We start from the raw sequence: 18123 nt of genomic DNA on the forward strand, positions 1-18123 counted from the left end.
TAATCAAGGCAGAGGGATTATTGGCTATGCGAATAGCGCTTTTTGATGATAAATAAAATTATCAGTATCAGCGTCAGGCCGCCAGCCAATAGGAGCGTATAGCTTTTCTTGGGTGTGATGCAGAATATCAATTCACTCTCTTCCATATCGATTTGAAGATAACTGCCGCAGTCGGTAAACGGCTTAGAAACCCATGCTCCCGCATCGTTTAAGACCCATAAGCTAACCTTGCCGTCAATGGGTTTTAAAAGTCTCAGTGTGATGTTTTCACTTTGCTTGGCTCTTAATTGTACTTGCCAGCAATTATCATCCTTAAACTGACTCACTGTCAATAAATCCTGATCGGTAAATGCCCCCTGTGCTAAAACCAGCGGTTTTTCATCGATGCAGACATCACTGGCGAGGACGCTGATCATTGGCTGATACTGTGCTCTCAGAACTTCTGAAAATTGCATGCGATGATAATCAAATGCAGGCCAGCTGGCATAATAGCCGGCCTTTTCCGGAATTGCCGGCAGTGTCAGCGAGCTTAAATCCTCATTAAAATCAAACGGAATTGTTTTGATTGTCTGATTGTCTGCCTTAAAGGTTAAAGTGAATTCAAAGAAGGCGCTGGGAAGTGTATTCAGCTCTTTTAGGGCTTGATAGTCGATTGGCTGAGCGATACCTGCATAGCTGATGCCATCAATTCCGGCAAATCCAGTATCGACAAAATAATTGCCGCTGATCTGGCTGTGCTTGTTTGAAGCGCCGGCGATCGCACCGATGCGGCCAATGCCTTCACTGACTTTGATTAAGGCATAGGAATCAATGAGCGTTGAGGCCATGCCAGCGATGCCGCCAATATAATTATTTCCTTTTAACTCAGCTTTGGCGATACATTGCTGAATCTTGGCATCGGCATATCCGGCAATGCCGCCGACATAGTCACCGCTTGTACTTTCTACCATGCCATAGCCTTCACATTGGCTGACTGTCCCTAAATCAAGGCGTCCGACTAAACCGCCCACATTATTCTTTTTCGCAATGACTGAACCCTTATTGATACAGCCGCTCATGACAGCCTTGGTTTCATAGCGGTAATTCAGCTTGTCGGCAGCCGATGATAAATCATCTTCAGGATCAAGATCAAACTCGATGGCCATTGAACCGGCAATGCCGCCAATATTCACATCACCCTCCACAATATCGTAATTGACTGAATCAGCAACCTTACCGTTGGTTGTGGCATCAATATCCTGATCGGAGGTATCCTCAAAGACATCACTCACTGTATCCGGCTGGGAAAGGGCTTCAATCATCAGATGCATAATGACATTAAACTGATCACTGATCGCACGGATATCGGCAGTCAGGGTTTTCGATGAACGTTCAACCTCCTGATTCAATGATTTCAGGGAAGCGGATATGCCGCTGATCGAAGCATGGAGCTGATTGCTGTCCTGCTGATATCCCGATGGCAGCCGTGTAAACTGAATGGGCTCCTTATCGGCAAGCGCTTTAACTTGCTTGCGTATCTCACGAACCATATCCGAAAAATCATCACTTGTTGATGCGAGTGCGCGTGTAGTTTTCCGCAGCTGAGTATATAATGGCGCTAAATCATCATTGAGTGCTTCTAATTCATCCAGCGCCGATCCCAATTTCTTTAGACCTTCATTAAAATCAGTGCTTGCCTTTTGAACATCAGCCAGCGCATCTGATGCTTCTTTTAACGCTTCTGATACCTTTGTCCAGTCAATTTCATCAATCAGCGTCTTTAGTGCGTCATTGGTTTTAGTGATCGCGCCGCTCATTGCCGATAAGGAAAGTGACAGCTCTTCAAGGGCATCAGATGCATTGCCGCTGCCCTTCATCGCATCCGCAAACCGCTTCATCGCCTCACTGCCTTGATGAGCGGCATCGCTTAATTCCCGCATGCCCTCATTCAGCTGGTTCAGCGCTTCATTTATTTTTTCCTGATCACCGCTGGCCGCCGCGTCACTCAATAGCTGCAGAGCCTTATCAAGCTTATCGGCAGCGCTGGCTAAGGCTTGATTAGCCTTTTTTAAATCATCAAGAGCCAGATTGACTTGATGAATGACAGCACCGCTGTCATCAGAGATGATTTGCAGCTCTTTGATGGCCTTTTCCAATTGTGAACAAGTCTGAGTGAATGAATCAGAAGTGATTTTTAACTTTTTGATGATTGGATCAAGACGATCAAGTGCATCGACGATTAAAGTGCTTGTATCATTGATTGTTTCAATCGTGGAGTCGATGTAATCAGCACTTTGATCCAAAACCCGTTTTGAACTGTCGGCCGCCGCGTCTGCGTAATTTGCCAGGGTGTTAATTTCAATGCTGATCGCGGAGGATGACGCATCGGCATGATTCATGGCATTATCAATCATCCGCTGCAGCTGATCCAGCTCATCGCCAAGACTTTGCAGCTGGTTTCGGGAAATCTGCTGGATAAAAGCCGGTTCCATCTGTCCGACAATACCGCCGACATCCTTACGGCCGAAAATGTGACCGTAATTGCTGCAGCCGGATAAATAACCGGACTGCCGCCCAACGATGCCGCCGACATTATAGCCCATATGCGGATAACCGATCATCGCGTAATTGATACAGCTTTGAATGATGCCGGAGGAATAACCGCTGATGCCGCCGGTATCTGTATGAGTATTGATCGGCTTCACGTTATTAAAGGATTCCAATTGATTCAAATCGAGGTTTTCCAGATCCAGCGTATTTTCTTTTGCGGATGTGTTGATTCGGCAGCGATTTACACATTTGATAATACTGCCGAAATTCTCGCCGCTGATGCCGCCGGTATACTTTTCACCGCCCAGCGTGCCGGATACCTCACAGTTGGCGATTCTGCCGCTGTCCTGATTAATACCGGCAATACCGCCGATGATCGCGTCGCCATAGATCTTGCCGTAAAACTTGCAATTAATAATCCGTCCATAATTTTCGCCAGCGATACCACCGAAAATCTGCCGTCCTTCATCAGCGGCAATCGCTGATGAAACATTGAGATTTTGAACAATACCCTCAGCCTCTATGATGCGGAATAAGCCCTTAATGGGTACGTTAGCGTCAATTTGAATGCCGGTAATTGTATGTCCCTGCCCATCAAACATACCGCTGAAAATAGGAACCGATGTAAATTCCTGTTCCGTGAAATCGAGATCGCAGTCCAGATAGACGCTTTTATTGCGCGACCATGTATCAAGCCTGCTTAATTGCACAAATTCATTAAAATCTTCGATGGATTTGATGTGTATCATTTCCGTTTCCGCCTGCAGTTTCTGTGGGAATAAAGCAAAGATCATCATGAATGTAGTGATTATGCAGATGCATTTTTTAAGCCTTCTCATCATCAATCACCTCACTTGCTGTCTCAATTTTGCCGGCTTCAATGGCAGCGCTGATCGTACCTTGTAACGTGCCTTTGAAATCTGCGTCAATCATACCCGAAACATAACCGCGCACATGGCCGTTCATTTTAATTGATCCAGTCTGTGTCTGCAGGCGGGATGGCTTTTTCAATGTAAACGCGGTTTTTTCAATAATCATATCACCAAGCATCAGAATCTGCGGCAGAACACCCATCACTAAGAGAATGGAAAGAATTGTGCCGCGGCCCAGACATGTACCGATGGAAGAAATCGCCGGATCACTGGACAGCTGACCGATCAGCGTACCCGCAGATGCCAGCATCATGCCGGAGGTTACAATCGTTGGGAACGCCTGATTCAGTGCCTCAACCATCGCATCCGCAATCGGCATTTCCTTTTTCAAAGAGGTGTAGCGATTAGTTATGACAATGGCATAATCAATATTGGCGCCCATCTGGATTGAACTGACAACAAGATAGCTCATAAAGAAGAGATTGGTTTTACTGAGATATGGAAAGGAGAAATTCATCCAGATACTGCCTTGAATTACCAGAATCAATAAGATTGGCAGACCCGCTGATTTAAAGGTAAACAGCAATACGATAATGACAAAAACTGCTGATAGGATACTGATCAGAATATTATCATTGCTGAAGGAGGCGGAAAGATCAAAATCATTGGTTGAATTGCCAACCAGATAGAGATCTTCAGAATCATAAAACTCTCTTGCACACTGATGGATTTCCTGCAGAAAAGCAAATGTTTCAGGGCTTTCTTCAGGCAGATCAAGATAAATCAGAATACGGCTGTAATGTTCACCCAAAAGCTGTACCTGAGCATCAGTCAGCTGATTATGAATATCCTCCAGCTCTTCATCTAAATCGGCGGCCAGACTCACATAGCCAGCTTCCTTTTGATCGTAGAGGAACATAAACATATCAATTAAAGGAACGCTGTAATTATCAATGCCGCTGACAATCTGACCATATGTTTTCTGATCCGCAGCATAAGCGCCATAAAGCAGGCGGGCAATTTCAATATCTAAATCCGTCAGTTCCGCAAACTGGCGCGGTGATAATGTATCCGTCAATACATAACCATCCATTGCCTCAATATTAGCAAGACCCATCACTGATTGGACATGTTCCTTTGCTTCCAGTTTGGCAAGCAATTTAGCTTCCGTTTTATAATCGCCGCTTGGCACTAGCAGCGCCATCATGTTGGTACTGCCAAAATTAGCTTCAATCTTATCCGCGGCAATTTGACTTTCATTCTGTTTGGCAGTTGTCAGTGTACTGTATCCATACACATAAGGACAGCGGTTAGAAAAGATAAACGCCCCAACCAGCAAGAATACAAAGATCGGCGGCACGATTTTCCTTGTCTTTACCGTCAGCTTCCCCCATGCGCTGATCTTGGGCACAAAGCTGCGGTGGTGGGTTTTATCAATCCATGGACTAAACAGCATCAGCAGTCCCGGCATCAGCGTAAAGACACAAAGAATACTGAACAGTATCGCTTTAATCAAAACTAATCCCATATCATAACCGATTTTAAACTGCATAAACATCATAGCTATCAAACCGGAAATCGTAGTCAGACAGCTTCCGGATATTTCTGGTATCGCCTTGCTTAATGCGGTAATCACTGCCTCTCTGGCTGGTTTGGTTGTTCTTTCTTCGGTATATCGATGACAAAGGATAATTGCGTAATCTAAGGCCAGTGCCAGCTGCAGCACAACCGCGATCGAATTGGATACGAAGGAAATTTCACCAAAAATGAAATTAGTACCCATGTTTAAAATCGCGGCGGCAGCGAAAGTAATCAGCAGCACCGGGATCTCCATATAAGTATGCGAAGTAAACAGTAAGACGGCAATTATAATCACAACGGCTATAATCATTACCACATTCATTTCAGAAGCAATTTCATCAGACTGTGAGCTGCCTACCTCACTGACGATATACACATCTTCATCAACCAGCATCGCTTTAATTTCATTCATCGCCTGAATACTGATTTCATCATCACTTTCACCATCAAAGGTGACAGAAAATAAAGCTGATGCATTATTAAAATGATCCTTACTTTCATCAAACTCCACACTCTTAACACCTTGAATTTTAGTTAATTCATCACTTATTTTCTCTGCCTGCTGGATGGTGAGATTATCAACCATGACCTCGGCGCTGCCAAATGTCACAAACTCCTCATCCATGATTGTCAAGCCCTGCCGTGTCTCAGTTTCTGCCGGTAAATAAGATGTCAGATCATCATTGACCTGAACCCAGCCTGTGGAAAAAACACAAAAAATGGCAAACCCGATGAATGCCAAAAAGAAACCATTCCGTTTATCAACAATAAAAGCCGCGGCAGTGTCTACAAAACCTGGCTTTGCTTCTCCTGTTTCCTTTTTCAAACCCATTCCTCCCTTGATGAAAGATACGATTTTTCATTATCGTTATCTGTATGATCAAGCAATTAACGTAATTGCCGATAGGTATGCTTTTATGAATGTATACTAGCACTGTCATGGCATGAAGAAAATCGACAACTTTCTTGATTTGTCTGAATTTAGACAAAATGAAGCATTTGTATAACAGCTATGCAAGTGATATACTTTTCATGCGGAAGCTATAAAATAATACATAACTGGCTGCTGCCTTGATAAAAGCTGAAACAGCCGCCATTTAATAAGATTGCTTTGATTATCCTTCTCATAATATGAGTGCGCGGGGCGTTTGGTTATTTAAACAGAATGATTTTTCTTAGCTCTAAAGGATGACTGTTTGTCCTGTTGAATTATATTGAGGAAAATGAGGCGGTATGCAACTCACGGCGATGATTTTGGCCTGAGATAGTTGGATAGGGTAAGAGATTTATGAGGTAAATGATGAACTTTTATATATAGCTGCATGAAGGTGTGATGTAATCGTGTGTGCGAATGTGTGTTTGCAGGAGGAAATCAGTATGAGTGAGTGGTTTACTATTGAAAAAATTGATGATCAGACATACGCCATCAGTGAATATAAGCATTGGGAACAGGTGCATTCTTATTTGGTAATAGGTGATGAATCGGCCTGTCTGATTGACAGTGGTTTGGGTGTGGAGAATATTCACGAAGCTTGTAAACAGCTGACATCCCTGCCGATAATGACAGCGACCACCCATGTGCATTGGGATCATATCGGTTCACATCACGCTTTTGATCAGATTGCGGTTCATGAAAAGGAAGCTGATTGGCTGCGGCATTTTCCGATTCCATTGCCAGTGGTAAAGGCTAATTTACTGCGCGATCCCTGTGGCTTTCCAAAATCCTTTGATCCATCAGCTTATACGGTTTTTCAGGGTGAGCCAACGCGTATTCTGCATGACGATGATGAAATAAAACTGGGCGGCAGAACTTTGCGGGTAGTGGCCTCTCCCGGCCATTCACCAGGTCATGTCTGTTATTTTGATGAGGAAAGAGGACAATTATTTTCCGGTGACCTTATCTATGCCGGCTGTCTCTATGCTTTTTATCCAACGACCGATCCAATCGCTTTCCGGGCTTCAATACAACATGTGAAAACTTTACATGTCAAACGGTTATTGCCAGCTCATTATGCTTTGGATATACCAGTATCGTTAATTGATGAAATTGATGAAGGCTTTACGATGATTGAAGCAAAGGGCTTGCTGAAGCAGGGAAGCGGACAGTTTGACTTTGAACATTTCAGTATTCACATTTAAGAGGAATGAATTTAGAAAAGCATGAATAAGCAGTACAGCGAACCGTGAATCATGGAGTACATAAGCTGAAACCAAAAGATGCTGTAAATTTGATTTATAGTTTGTGTATCACCGGTTTTATTCTGATTTTGTTAAGTTATCCTCTTGCTGCCGCTTGGCATCCTAGTGGAAGGTTCTTCGGTTGTGTGTAATTTACTTTTCTTTAAGTGTCCGCATTGCGGCAGACATCTTGGCCAAACAGCGGCGATTATTGTCAGCACTGTGGAAAAAGGGTTAATGATTAATTGCATGAAGCTTGAAAGAGATATAATTCTTAAATTGAATGAGTTGACTTTCTGTGCTTTGCGCATATAATGGAATTAGTAAAACAAATAAATATGTGGTAGGTGAGGCTACTACAGGGATATGGGTTGCTGCCGCAAAATAGTGGAGACACTATGCGTTGGTTAGCAGGCTGCGTCGGTTCAAGGCGTAGTCTAATGCAATTTCATGGTCAACAAACCACGCCCTGTAAAGCTAAAGCTTGGATGACAGACAATCTTTTTTATGTTCGCATAAAGACTCTTTGTCATCGCACAGGGAGTTTTTTTATTTGTCTGGAAAGGGGTGACAGAAATGGAATCAGGCTGCAGTGGCATAGGACATGATGATGGACATGCCCGAGTGAGTATCCTATTGACAGAAAGTGATCAAACCTGCATCTTGATCCTTTCTGACCTTTAATCGTGGGCAGGTTCACCTTCTTGGCTTATGTCGTTTTCTAAAGCAAAGGAGGATAAGAAAATGACATTCAAGAAGTTATTAACACAAAATAATTTAATTAAGTATAGAAAAAATGAAGCAGATAAAAAAAGACTTCAATTAAAACAGCGTTTATCAGCGTTATCTTTACTGAGTGAAGAAGCGCTGTTGCAGGAATTTAATCAAAGCATGAATGGTTTTAATGAGGAACAAGCTGAACTCATGCGTGAAAAATATGGGACGAATACGCTGCCGAAGCAGAAGGCTGATTGGGCTGGACTGCGTCTTTTGCGCTGCTTATTTACACCTTTTACCTTAATCCTGATCGCATTGATGGGGATTTCCGTTATTACTGATGTTGTGATGGTAAGTGCTAAGGATCAAGACTTTTCTAAGATCATTATCATTTTTGTGATGATTACCCTAAGCACTGTTATACGTTTTATTCAGGAGACTAAATCCAGCCGGGAAGCTGAGAAGCTGAATGAAATGGTAGAAACAACAACCTTGGTTTATCGAAATCAGAGTGCGAAGGAAATTCCCGCGGATGAAGTAGTTGCCGGTGATTTGGTGCGGCTGGCAGCTGGTGATTTAGTCGTTGCTGATGTAAGAATTCTGCAGGCTAAGGATCTGTTTATCTCACAGGCTTCATTAAGCGGCGAGAGTGATCCGCTTGAGAAGCAGGGGATTGCTTTGAGTGAGCCGGCGGCATCGGTAACCGACAGTGAGAACCTTGCTTTTATGGGCAGCAATGTAATCAGCGGCTCAGCGTTATGTATGGTTATCGCTGTTGGCTCTGATACTTTCTTTGGCAGTATGGCAGAAAGCTTCAGTGAACCGCAGGATGCCACCAGCTTTGAAAAGGGTATGAATGCGGTCACTAAAATATTGATGCGTTTCATGCTGGTTATGGTACCTGTCGTATTTGTAATCAACGGTTTTACTAAGCATGATTGGCTGAGTGCCTTCATGTTTGCGGTATCGATTGCTGTCGGCATGACGCCGGAAATGCTGCCGATGATTGTAACAACATGTCTGGCCAAGGGCGCGTTAGTGATGTCGAAGCAAAAGACGATTATTAAAGATTTAAACGCTATTCAGAATTTTGGCGCGATGGATATTCTGTGTACTGATAAAACCGGTACCCTGACGTTAGATAAGGTTGCCCTTGAATATCACCTTGATGTTTTAGGCAATGAAGATTCAAGAGTGCTGCGTCATGCCTTTTTAAACAGCTATTTTCAGACAGGATTGAAAAATCTGCTTGATGTGGCAATCATTGAAAGAACCTTTGCGGAGGCAGAGCATGATGAAGCTTTTGCGGCTTTAAGCAATCTGTATGAAAAGGTAGACGAAATTCCCTATGATTTTAACCGCCGCCGTATGAGTGTGGTTGTTAAGGATGGGAATGGCAAGACACAGCTGATTACTAAGGGTGCTGTAGAGGAAATCTTAAAAATCTGTACCCATGTGGAAATTAATCATCAATCGGTTATGATGAGTGAAGAGCTGCGTGTTCAGATTTTAAAAACCGTTGCTGATTTTAATGATCAGGGACTGCGGGTACTGGCTGTCGCGCAGAAAACCAATCCGCGGGAGGCTGGTATGTTTGGCGTAGAAGATGAAAAGGATATGATCTTGATCGGTTATCTTGCTTTTCTTGATCCGCCAAAAGGCAGTGCAAAGAGCGCGATAGCCAGTCTGCATGAATATGGTACTGAGGTAAAGGTTCTAACCGGTGACAGTGATCGGGTTACCCGCAGTGTCTGTGAACAGGTGGGAATCGATACCGGTCATATTGTATTGGGTTATGAAATTGAAGCGATGAGTGATGATGAATTGAAAGTGCTGGTTGAGGAATGCAGGGTTTTCGCAAAGCTGTCACCGGATCAAAAAGCGCGGATTGTCGCACAGCTAAAGGCGAATGGCCATACCGTGGGGTATATGGGTGACGGCATTAATGACGCCATGGCAATGCGCCAAGCAGATGTCGGCATCTCAGTAGATACAGCGGTGGATATCGCGAAGGAAACGGCTGATGTCATTTTGCTTGAAAAGGATTTAATGGTTTTGAAGGAAGGTATTCTTGAGGGACGCCGCACCTATGCGAATACGATTAAATACATTAAGATGACGGCCAGCTCAAGCTTTGGCAATATGTTTTCAGTGCTCTGCGCCAGTGCATTTCTGCCTTTCTTACCGATGACATCGATACAGCTGATCCTGCTTTCACTTGTATATGATCTCTCCTGCGCGGCAATTCCATGGGATAATGTAGATTCAGAATTTCTGCGTCAGCCAAGACCATGGGCTGCTGAGAGCATCAGCAAATTTATGCTTTGGATGGGCCCTATCAGTTCAGTATTTGATATCTGCACCTATCTTCTGCTTTATTTTGTAATTGCTCCAATGGCAGTGAAAGGTGGCTATCATACGCTTACTGATCAAAGCAGCATCACCTTGTTTATTTCTGTTTTTCAAACCGGGTGGTTTATTGAATCCATGTGGACACAGACGCTTGTGCTGCATACACTGCGCTCAGCCAAGCTGCCGTTTATACAGACAAGAGCTTCTAAGCCGGTTACTCTGCTGTCATTAGCGGGCATCTTCCTGCTGACGCTGCTGCCATCCACCCAAATCGGCGAGGCCTTAGGTTTAGTCAGCATGCCTTTGATGTATTATGGCTGGCTGCTGCTGATCGTAGCTGGTTATCTGGTTATTACTACAGTTGTGAAGGTTTTCTATATCCGCCGGTATGGGGAATTATTATAAGTAAAACATCGGGTCTTGGGCCCGATGTTGTTTTAATATTTAATCAGCAGATTTTCATTTGTTGAAATTCACTCATCTTTCTTATATTCAAGCAGATCGCCCGGCTGACAATCCAGTACCTCACAGATAGCTTCTAATGTAGAAAAGCGGATCGCGCTGATCTTACCGGTTTTGATCTTGGATAAATTGACATTGGTTACCCCGACTTTTTCCGATAATTCATTTAATGAAATTTTGCGATCTGCCATAACCCTGTCCAATCTTAATATGATAGCCATAATATCACTTACAATGTCTCATCAGATAACTGCTGAAGCAAAGCGCCGTATTCAAATATTAAAGCGATTGCAAAAAGCAGCAGGGCAGCGATAATAAAAGCCGGGTCAGGGACTTGTGAAGCAGGGGCAGAGTCTGCAAAGGAAGCATAGAAGCCTTTACGTGCGATGACCTCTACAAAGGCATAGACGATCATACCGATACCTGCTTTCTTTAACTTAATAATATTGTCAGCCTTAAAGGGACGGGCATCGTTTTTAGTTGATTTGAAAAATAAATAAGCATGGCGTATGATCAGCATCAGCATCAAGGCTGATACCATGTCGATGCCAATTTCAGCACATAAAACACCTTTTGAATTCGCATGAAGTGCAATCAATAAAAACTGATAGAACTGACTGCTTTCAGGCGAACTGATTAATAGCCATAAGAGGGCAATCAATGAAACAATAAAATCCAAAAGTAAAAACGCACCGATAACTAATGACACAGCTGCGATGATACCACTTCTCTTTTTTAACTTATCCTCTAAAGTCTGCATGAAGAATACCTCCTGTTGATACTTGAAGTATATCACTCATAGTTACGATAGTCAAATAAAATTTAACGATAAACATTAAATAATATCTGTTTTACGATTAATTATTTATGCTTGATGATTAACTTTACGCTGGCTGGATAACAGTGTGTCCTTCATACAGCTGCGATTTCATGAAAGATGCTGACGATCCTGAAGCAGGACAATGCCAATACAAAGCATACCGATGCCCAGTAATGTGAAGCCGGTGTGCAAATCAAGCTTGTCAAGAATCGATAAAACTAAGACTGCTGTACCCATAGCCACGACGATTGCTTTGAGAACTATCTGTATCACTTCATTGATACGATTCATGATGGATTCATTTTTAGGACATGCTTTTCCCTGCATTAACTCATCAACTGTGACATTTAAAATTTCTGCTAATTTAGGCATTGAATTAATATCCGGACATGACAGATCGCGTTCCCATTTTGATACTGCCTTATCTGTCACATTCATTTTATCTGCGAGCACTGCCTGCGTCATTCCCTGTTCCTTACGCAGTGACGCGATCATTTCACCTAGTGTTTGTTTTTTCATTTTGTTTTCTCCTTTAACATAAGCTCATTGTAACAGATGCGCTCAGCGGCTCAACCGACCATCAGTTTACCTTTCAGATTTTTTGGTTTACCTGCAGTTTACTGATTAATCAGATTACTGGTATATTCAATTTTATTACTCAAAACATCATCATAATATTGCTGTTTAGCATCTATATAGGCAATACTTTCATTGATTTGATTTAACTGTGCAAGCAATGCCTGTTTTTTATCGGCTAAAATCATTTTACGGGTTGGAATTGATGAGCTTCCCATTAAGCAAAGAGTGACATAATGCTGCATTTCTTTAATTCCCATTCCACAGTTTTTTAAGCATGATAGGCTTCTTATCCACTCAATATCTCTTTCATCAAATACTCTATAATTATGATTATCTCTTTTCACATTGGGAACAAGGCCTTCATTACAGTAAAATTTCAGCGTTTCATAAGTAAGACCTGTTTTTAGACAAGCTTCTTTCATGTTGAACATTTTGTTTCTCCTTTTTTTAAATAAGTATTGACCGGTAGTTACTACCGACATGTATAATCCAATTGTAGCTGAAATAAAGCAGCTGTCAAGGAGGAAATATTTATGGAATATGTATACTTAAGTAACGGTGTTAAAATGCCCAAGTTGGGTTTTGGTGTTTTTCAAATAGCAAAAGAGGATTGTGAACAATGTGTATTAGATGCAATACAAGCAGGTTATCGCCATTTTGATACTGCACAATCTTATTTTAATGAGGAAGAGGTTGGGAATGCCATTAGTAAGTGTGGAATACCAAGAAATGAATTTTTTATCACAACGAAGGTGTGGATCGATAACTATGGCTACGATAAGACAAAACATTCAATTTATTTGTCGATGGAAAAGCTTAAGACGGACGTGATTGATTTAGTCTTATTGCATCAGCCTTTTAATGATACTTATGGTTCCTATCGTGCATTAGAGGAATTATATGAGGCAGGTAGAATCAGAGCTATTGGTGTCAGCAATTTCCCGCCTGATCGCTTAGTGGATATTGCTGCGTTTAACCGTATCCAGCCACATGTGAATCAAGTAGAAACAAATCCGCTTAATCAACAGATCAAAGCACAGATGAATATGGTGAAAAGAGATGTGCAGATCGAAGCATGGGCTCCGTTTGGGGAAGGTAAAAGCAATATGTTTGCGAATCCGGTATTAAAAGCAATCGCAGATACCCATGGTAAGTCAGTAGCACAGGTTATTTTAAGATGGCTTATGCAGCGAAATGTGGTAGCATTAGCTAAATCGATACATATTGAGCGAATGAAAGAAAATATAGATATTTTTGATTTTCAGCTTTCAGAAGAGGAAATGTGTAAAATTGCGCAATTAGATACAGGTACCAGTTTGTTTTTTGACCATCAAACACCAGAAACAGTTGATATGTTTGTGAAAATGATTCAGGATCGTAAGAATAAAATATAAAAAGCTGATGAGCATCATTAATGGTTGAACTATTGTACCGTTTTGTGAAAAGGTTTAAGATTAAGAAAAAAGGAGGATCACTATGAAGGTATTAATGATTAACGGCAGTCCGCATCCGACAGGGAATACTTCAATCGCGCTGAATGAAATGGCAAAGATTTTCAGTGATGAATCAATTGATACAGAAATCCTGCAGATTGGCAGCCAGGCAATCCGCGGCTGCATCGCCTGCGGACGGTGTCATGAATTAGGAAGATGTGTATTTGATGATAGCGTCAATGAAGCAGCTTTAAAATTTGCAGAATGCGATGGCCTGGTGATCGGCAGCCCGGTCTATTATGCATCAGCAAACGCGACGCTGATTGCCTTTTTGGATCGTTTATTTTACAGTACGAGCTTTGATAAAACGATGAAGACAGGCGCCAGTGTCGTTGTGGCAAGACGGGGCGGTTTATCCTCAACCTTTGATGAATTGAATAAGTATTTTACTATTTCCGGCATGCCGGTTGCTTCCAGTCAATATTGGAACAGTGTTCATGGCAGAAGTGCCAATGAAGCGCTGCAGGATGGCGAGGGTCTTCAGACAATGCGCACGTTAGCAAGAAATATGGCGTTTTTAATGAAGAGCATCGAGTTGGGTAAAGCGGCTTATGGCCTGCCGGTTAAGGAAGCGGCTGTGCATACTCACTTCATCAGATAGTTTTCAAAAAGAATCAGAAAAAAAGGTATACGGGTGTATGCCTTTTTGTATGCTTATTTGATTTTGTCGATGATCTCACTGGCCGCTTCTTGATCAAGAATCACGGTTACATCCTGATGCAGCTGAAAAATTGAAACCGGAAAATCTTGCGTAATCGGTTCAAAGAATGCCTTTCGCGCCGTCTCTGCCTTTGCTTTGCCAGACAGGATGAAGACGATGCTATCAGCGGCCATGATCGTTTTTGGCCCCATTGTAATATAATGCTCGGGAATTCTTGTCTCATCATCAGAATTCAGGTCCTCATGAAGCAGCTGAACCATCAGATCCTCAATCACCTTGGTCGCATGGGCATCAATCGTGTGTACACCCTCATCCCAGCTTTTAAATGTCTCCGGCTGATTGCCGCAGAAATGACCATTTGTGCCAATTCCCATCAGCACCAAATCCAGTCCGCCGTCCTGTTTGATTTCATCATCAACCAAATCTTTGTTCACTTCAGTCAGATTGTGAATATGGTCATCCGCAACATTTGCCAGATTGAAATATTTGCTGTCCAGACTGGCACGGCAGATTCCCACCGGATCATCCTTATACCAGAATTCATCAAAAATATAATAATGCACATGATTGAAATAAGCCTTATCTCTTGTCTGCGCGGCAAGCAGCTTATAGCCCTCAACCGGTGTTTCGCCAGTGGTGATCGCAATGTTCACCCTTTTTTTTGTGCTGTGCATGTGCTTCAGCATCAGCTGAGCCATCACCTGACTCAATTCCTGATAATCTTTGGTAACTATAAAACGCATAATGAACCTCCCTTTATTAATAACTTCACTCTATCGCATCCATGCTTTATTTAGCGTCACTGTCAGCAAGTTAAACACAATCATTGGTAAAATCATCACTATTATTTAAAGACTAAACCTAATTCTTCAGATTGTATTATTTCTCAACACAACCTGAAATTTTTGTCATAAATGCTCTTTTTTTCTGTGATGCTGCCAAAATCTTCCAAGCTAACTGCAGATTAGTGTCGACAACAGTACATCTATTTAAAGTAAAATTAAATTAAACCTCAGTCTATGATGAAATTAAGCGGCACTGTGCTGAAACCGTCAACACATGCCACACAGGGGAAGTCATTTGTTTATGATAAAGGCAGATGAAGGGCTGTCTTTAAGAAAGGATCTACGATGGATAAAGCAACAAAGAGTGAAATTTATGATTTGATACTTCAATGTACCTTAGAATTCTGCAGTTCACAAAAGCTGAACAGTGATTCAGCAACACTGGGGGAACGTCTGAATATATCAAGATCTTTAGCTTCACAATATCTCAATGAATATTTTAAAGACGGCACATTCATTAAGATATCAACACGGCCGGTTTATTTTCTGGATAAGAAAACCGTGGAGAAAAGTTTTCGCATCGATTTAAAAAGCAATGAATTCTATGATGTGAATGAATTGATTCAGCTTGTTGAAAAGGGACTGCTTGCGCAGAAAAGCTTCCTGCAGGCGATTGGCCATGATACATCACTGGCTTACTGCATCATGCAGTGTCAGTCTGCCATCAAATATCCGCCGAATGGACTGCCGATTCTCCTTTACGGTGAGCATGGTGTCGGCAAGACTTATCTGAGTCATTTGATTTATCAGTATGCCTTAGAAGAAAGAATCATTCCGGATGACGCGAAGCTGATGTTTCTTCATGAAGCTGACAGCAATCTTGATGATTATAAAAAAATCTTTGGCTCGATTCGTATTCAGGGCGATAAGAAACTGCTTCAGGAAGGACTGCTGGCTAAAGCGAAGAATGGTATTTTGGTGATTGATCATGCGGAAACATTGTCGGATAAATGTTACCGGCAGCTGATGAGTTATATGAAAAGCGGAGACTATACGGTTGAAAACTATGGCAGCTTTCATTCCGCGACCCGCTTAGTCATGACAAGCTGTGTTGATCCAAAAGAAAATATTGACAGTCTGTTTCTTCATAATGTACCGATTTTATGTCAGATACCGTCATTGGAAGAACGGCCGCTTGAGGATAAGGAAGCGTTTGTGATTCACTTTCTAAAAGAAGAGGAGGAGAATCTCCGCAAGCAGATTTATATCTCAAGCAAAGCATTTGCGGCTTTAATTGAGGGACATTATAAGAATAACATTGAGGAATTGATCGGCTGCATTAAGACCAGCTGTGCGAATGCCTATCTGGCCAGTGATCAAGCTATGAAGAAACTGGAAATTTATTTGTATCATTTACCGGTATCAGCAATCAGTACCGTTCTGCCAGTGAGTGAGGAAGAAAATCTGATCTGCGTCGATCAGACGATCAATCACAGCATCAGCGGTAAGCTGCTGAGTTACTTTGATTATATGCTTGAATTATTTCATGAGTATGAAAAGGGGAATCTGAGTGATAAGCAATTCAGTGAGAAATGCTTTGAAGGCATGAATCAGTATTATGACTACATTGTATTTGAAAGAAAATATACCAATCCCAGAGTTTCCGCTTATGAAAAATTAATTGTGAATATCTTTGAGAATATGCTGGATCAATATGATATTTATATTCCTGCCAACTGTGCCTTTGTCATTGCCAGAATCATTTACAATATGATGCAGATGGTATCAAGCATTAAGGCATGGGAACTAAAAAATAAGGAAAGCATTCAGCATCTCTTAAATTGTCTTAAACAAAATTATGCCGCGGAGGCAAGTGTGGCTGTTGATGTGCAGCTTAAAATCAGGCAAACGCTCGATATTGAATTAAATATGATGAATCTCGCTTTTCTGATCTTGAATATTCAGTTTTATAACCGTGAAATGAATCGTTATCTATATAACTGTATGGTTCTCGCGCATGGATATTCCACTGCTTCCTCGATTGCTGATGCGGCGAATAAGCTGGTCGGCTCACATGTGATGGACGCGATTGATATGCCGCTGAATACATCGGTGGATGAATTAATCTGCACCTTAAGAAAATATATCCGCCGCCGCAATCAGAATAAAGATTTGATATTAATGGTGGATATGGGGTCTTTAGAAGATATCGGCAATCAGATCAGTGATATCGCGAATATGCGGATCGGCGTCATCAACAATGTTTCTACTAAAATTGCCGTCAATATCGCTTATAAGGTAAAGCAGGGACTTGAAATGAATGAGATTTTTTCAAGCATTACCAAGGAAACCTATTTAGATACCAAGATTATCAGTAATGTGAAACGGAAAAAAGCGATAATCTTTACTTCTGAAACGGGTGAAACAGCGGCTGAGAGAGTTGTGCAGCTATTTAAAAACAGCCTGCCAAGACCGGTGGATATCAGTATCTTTACTTATGATTACTACCGCCTGTCAAAAAATTTAGATGATGATGAGGTTTTTGTTCAGTTTGATGTGATCTTCGTTGCCGGTACGATTCAGCTGCCTTTGACTAAGGTTGCTTATGTATCGCTGGAGGATGTGATTGCTTTTAAGGATATTGACCGTATCTCCTTAATGCTGACTCGTTATTTCAGTGAAGCGGAGGCGGAACAGTTCAATAAGAATTTAGTGAAGAATTTTACACTTGAGAATGTGATGAATTATTTGACAATCCTCAATCCCGATAAGCTGATTACTTATATTGAAGCGGCTTTGTCACAGCTGCAGAATTTGATGGGGATCATGCTGCCGAATAAAACGATGGTTGGTATGTATATTCATATCAGCTGTTTAGTGGAACGGCTGATTACGAAGGATGACAGCGGCAAGAAGCTGGCGGAAGCGGGTTTGTTGAATAAGGATGAAAAGCGTTTTGTGAAGATGTTTAATGAAAGCTTCACGGATTTATTAAATCATTACCGGGTGGTGATCCCGTTAAATGAAATACTCTATCTTTATGAATATATTTTTAAGGATTTAGGAATTTAGGCAGATCTTATGCGGCTGTTTG

Annotated in this window: 12 protein-coding genes and 1 riboswitch; of the genes, 5 read left to right on the forward strand and 7 right to left on the reverse strand. The window is 41.9% G+C overall.

Annotation, left to right across the window (positions count from 1 at the left end):
- Nucleotides 1–17: 17 nt before the first annotated feature.
- Together DWZ33_RS08830 and DWZ33_RS08835 are read right to left on the reverse strand one after the other, a co-directional pair.
- Nucleotides 18–3371 carry a coiled-coil domain-containing protein gene (locus DWZ33_RS08830; RefSeq protein ID WP_118454560.1) on the reverse strand — a complete coding sequence of 1118 codons (3354 nt, stop codon included), beginning with the start codon at nucleotides 3369–3371 and terminating at the stop codon, nucleotides 18–20.
- Complete coding sequence (locus DWZ33_RS08835; protein WP_220452420.1) at nucleotides 3355–5808, reverse strand: efflux RND transporter permease subunit; 2454 nt, start codon at nucleotides 5806–5808, stop codon at nucleotides 3355–3357. The genes DWZ33_RS08830 and DWZ33_RS08835 overlap by 17 nt, the downstream gene beginning before the upstream one ends.
- A gap of 551 nt (nucleotides 5809–6359) precedes the next feature.
- On the opposite strand from DWZ33_RS08835, the gene DWZ33_RS08840 reads away from it, so the two are divergent.
- On the forward strand, nucleotides 6360–7121 hold the full coding sequence (locus DWZ33_RS08840) for an MBL fold metallo-hydrolase (protein ID WP_118454562.1): 762 nt from the start codon (nucleotides 6360–6362) through the stop codon (nucleotides 7119–7121).
- Nucleotides 7122–7492: 371 nt separating this feature from the next.
- Nucleotides 7493–7664, forward strand: a riboswitch (M-box (ykoK) riboswitch).
- A 240-nt stretch (nucleotides 7665–7904) separates the two neighbouring features.
- The gene (gene mgtA / locus DWZ33_RS08850) at nucleotides 7905–10634 is read left to right on the forward strand and encodes a magnesium-translocating P-type ATPase (protein ID WP_220452421.1); all 2730 of its coding nucleotides are present in this window, start codon (nucleotides 7905–7907) and stop codon (nucleotides 10632–10634) included.
- A 68-nt stretch (nucleotides 10635–10702) separates the two neighbouring features.
- Here the strand turns inward: mgtA and DWZ33_RS08855 are convergent, their stop codons facing one another.
- The 4 genes from DWZ33_RS08855 to DWZ33_RS08870 form a co-directional block, all read right to left on the reverse strand.
- Nucleotides 10703–10912, reverse strand: a complete 210-nt coding sequence (locus tag DWZ33_RS08855) for a helix-turn-helix domain-containing protein (protein ID WP_022938014.1) — start codon at nucleotides 10910–10912, stop codon at nucleotides 10703–10705.
- 8 nt (nucleotides 10913–10920) lie between these two features.
- Nucleotides 10921–11451, reverse strand: coding sequence for a hypothetical protein (locus DWZ33_RS08860; RefSeq protein ID WP_022938013.1), 531 nt, complete (start codon nucleotides 11449–11451; stop codon nucleotides 10921–10923).
- A gap of 168 nt (nucleotides 11452–11619) precedes the next feature.
- Nucleotides 11620–12030, reverse strand: coding sequence for a helix-turn-helix domain-containing protein (locus DWZ33_RS08865; RefSeq protein ID WP_118454564.1), 411 nt, complete (start codon nucleotides 12028–12030; stop codon nucleotides 11620–11622).
- Nucleotides 12031–12128: 98 nt separating this feature from the next.
- Nucleotides 12129–12512 (reverse strand): MerR family transcriptional regulator, encoded by a 384-nt coding sequence (locus tag DWZ33_RS08870; protein WP_235696038.1) that lies wholly within the window; start codon nucleotides 12510–12512, stop codon nucleotides 12129–12131.
- Nucleotides 12513–12623: 111 nt separating this feature from the next.
- Between DWZ33_RS08870 and DWZ33_RS08875 the strand changes: the two genes are divergently transcribed.
- Together DWZ33_RS08875 and DWZ33_RS08880 are read left to right on the forward strand one after the other, a co-directional pair.
- Nucleotides 12624–13484 carry an aldo/keto reductase gene (locus DWZ33_RS08875; RefSeq protein WP_118454565.1) on the forward strand — a complete coding sequence of 287 codons (861 nt, stop codon included), beginning with the start codon at nucleotides 12624–12626 and terminating at the stop codon, nucleotides 13482–13484.
- An 82-nt stretch (nucleotides 13485–13566) separates the two neighbouring features.
- Nucleotides 13567–14184 (forward strand): flavodoxin family protein, encoded by a 618-nt coding sequence (locus tag DWZ33_RS08880; protein WP_118454566.1) that lies wholly within the window; start codon nucleotides 13567–13569, stop codon nucleotides 14182–14184.
- Nucleotides 14185–14237: 53 nt separating this feature from the next.
- On the opposite strand, the gene DWZ33_RS08885 is transcribed toward DWZ33_RS08880, so the two are convergent.
- Nucleotides 14238–14987: a 6-phosphogluconolactonase gene (locus tag DWZ33_RS08885; RefSeq protein ID WP_118454567.1), complete on the reverse strand. Its 750-nt coding sequence runs from the start codon at nucleotides 14985–14987 to the stop codon at nucleotides 14238–14240.
- Between the two features lie 387 nt (nucleotides 14988–15374).
- Between DWZ33_RS08885 and DWZ33_RS08890 the strand changes: the two genes are divergently transcribed.
- Nucleotides 15375–18101, forward strand: a complete 2727-nt coding sequence (locus DWZ33_RS08890) for a sigma 54-interacting transcriptional regulator (RefSeq protein ID WP_118454568.1) — start codon at nucleotides 15375–15377, stop codon at nucleotides 18099–18101.
- Nucleotides 18102–18123: the final 22 nt, after the last annotated feature.

Source organism: Dielma fastidiosa (genome assembly GCF_003475485.1).
Classification (GTDB): domain Bacteria; phylum Bacillota_I; class Bacilli_A; order Erysipelotrichales; family Erysipelotrichaceae; genus Dielma; species Dielma fastidiosa.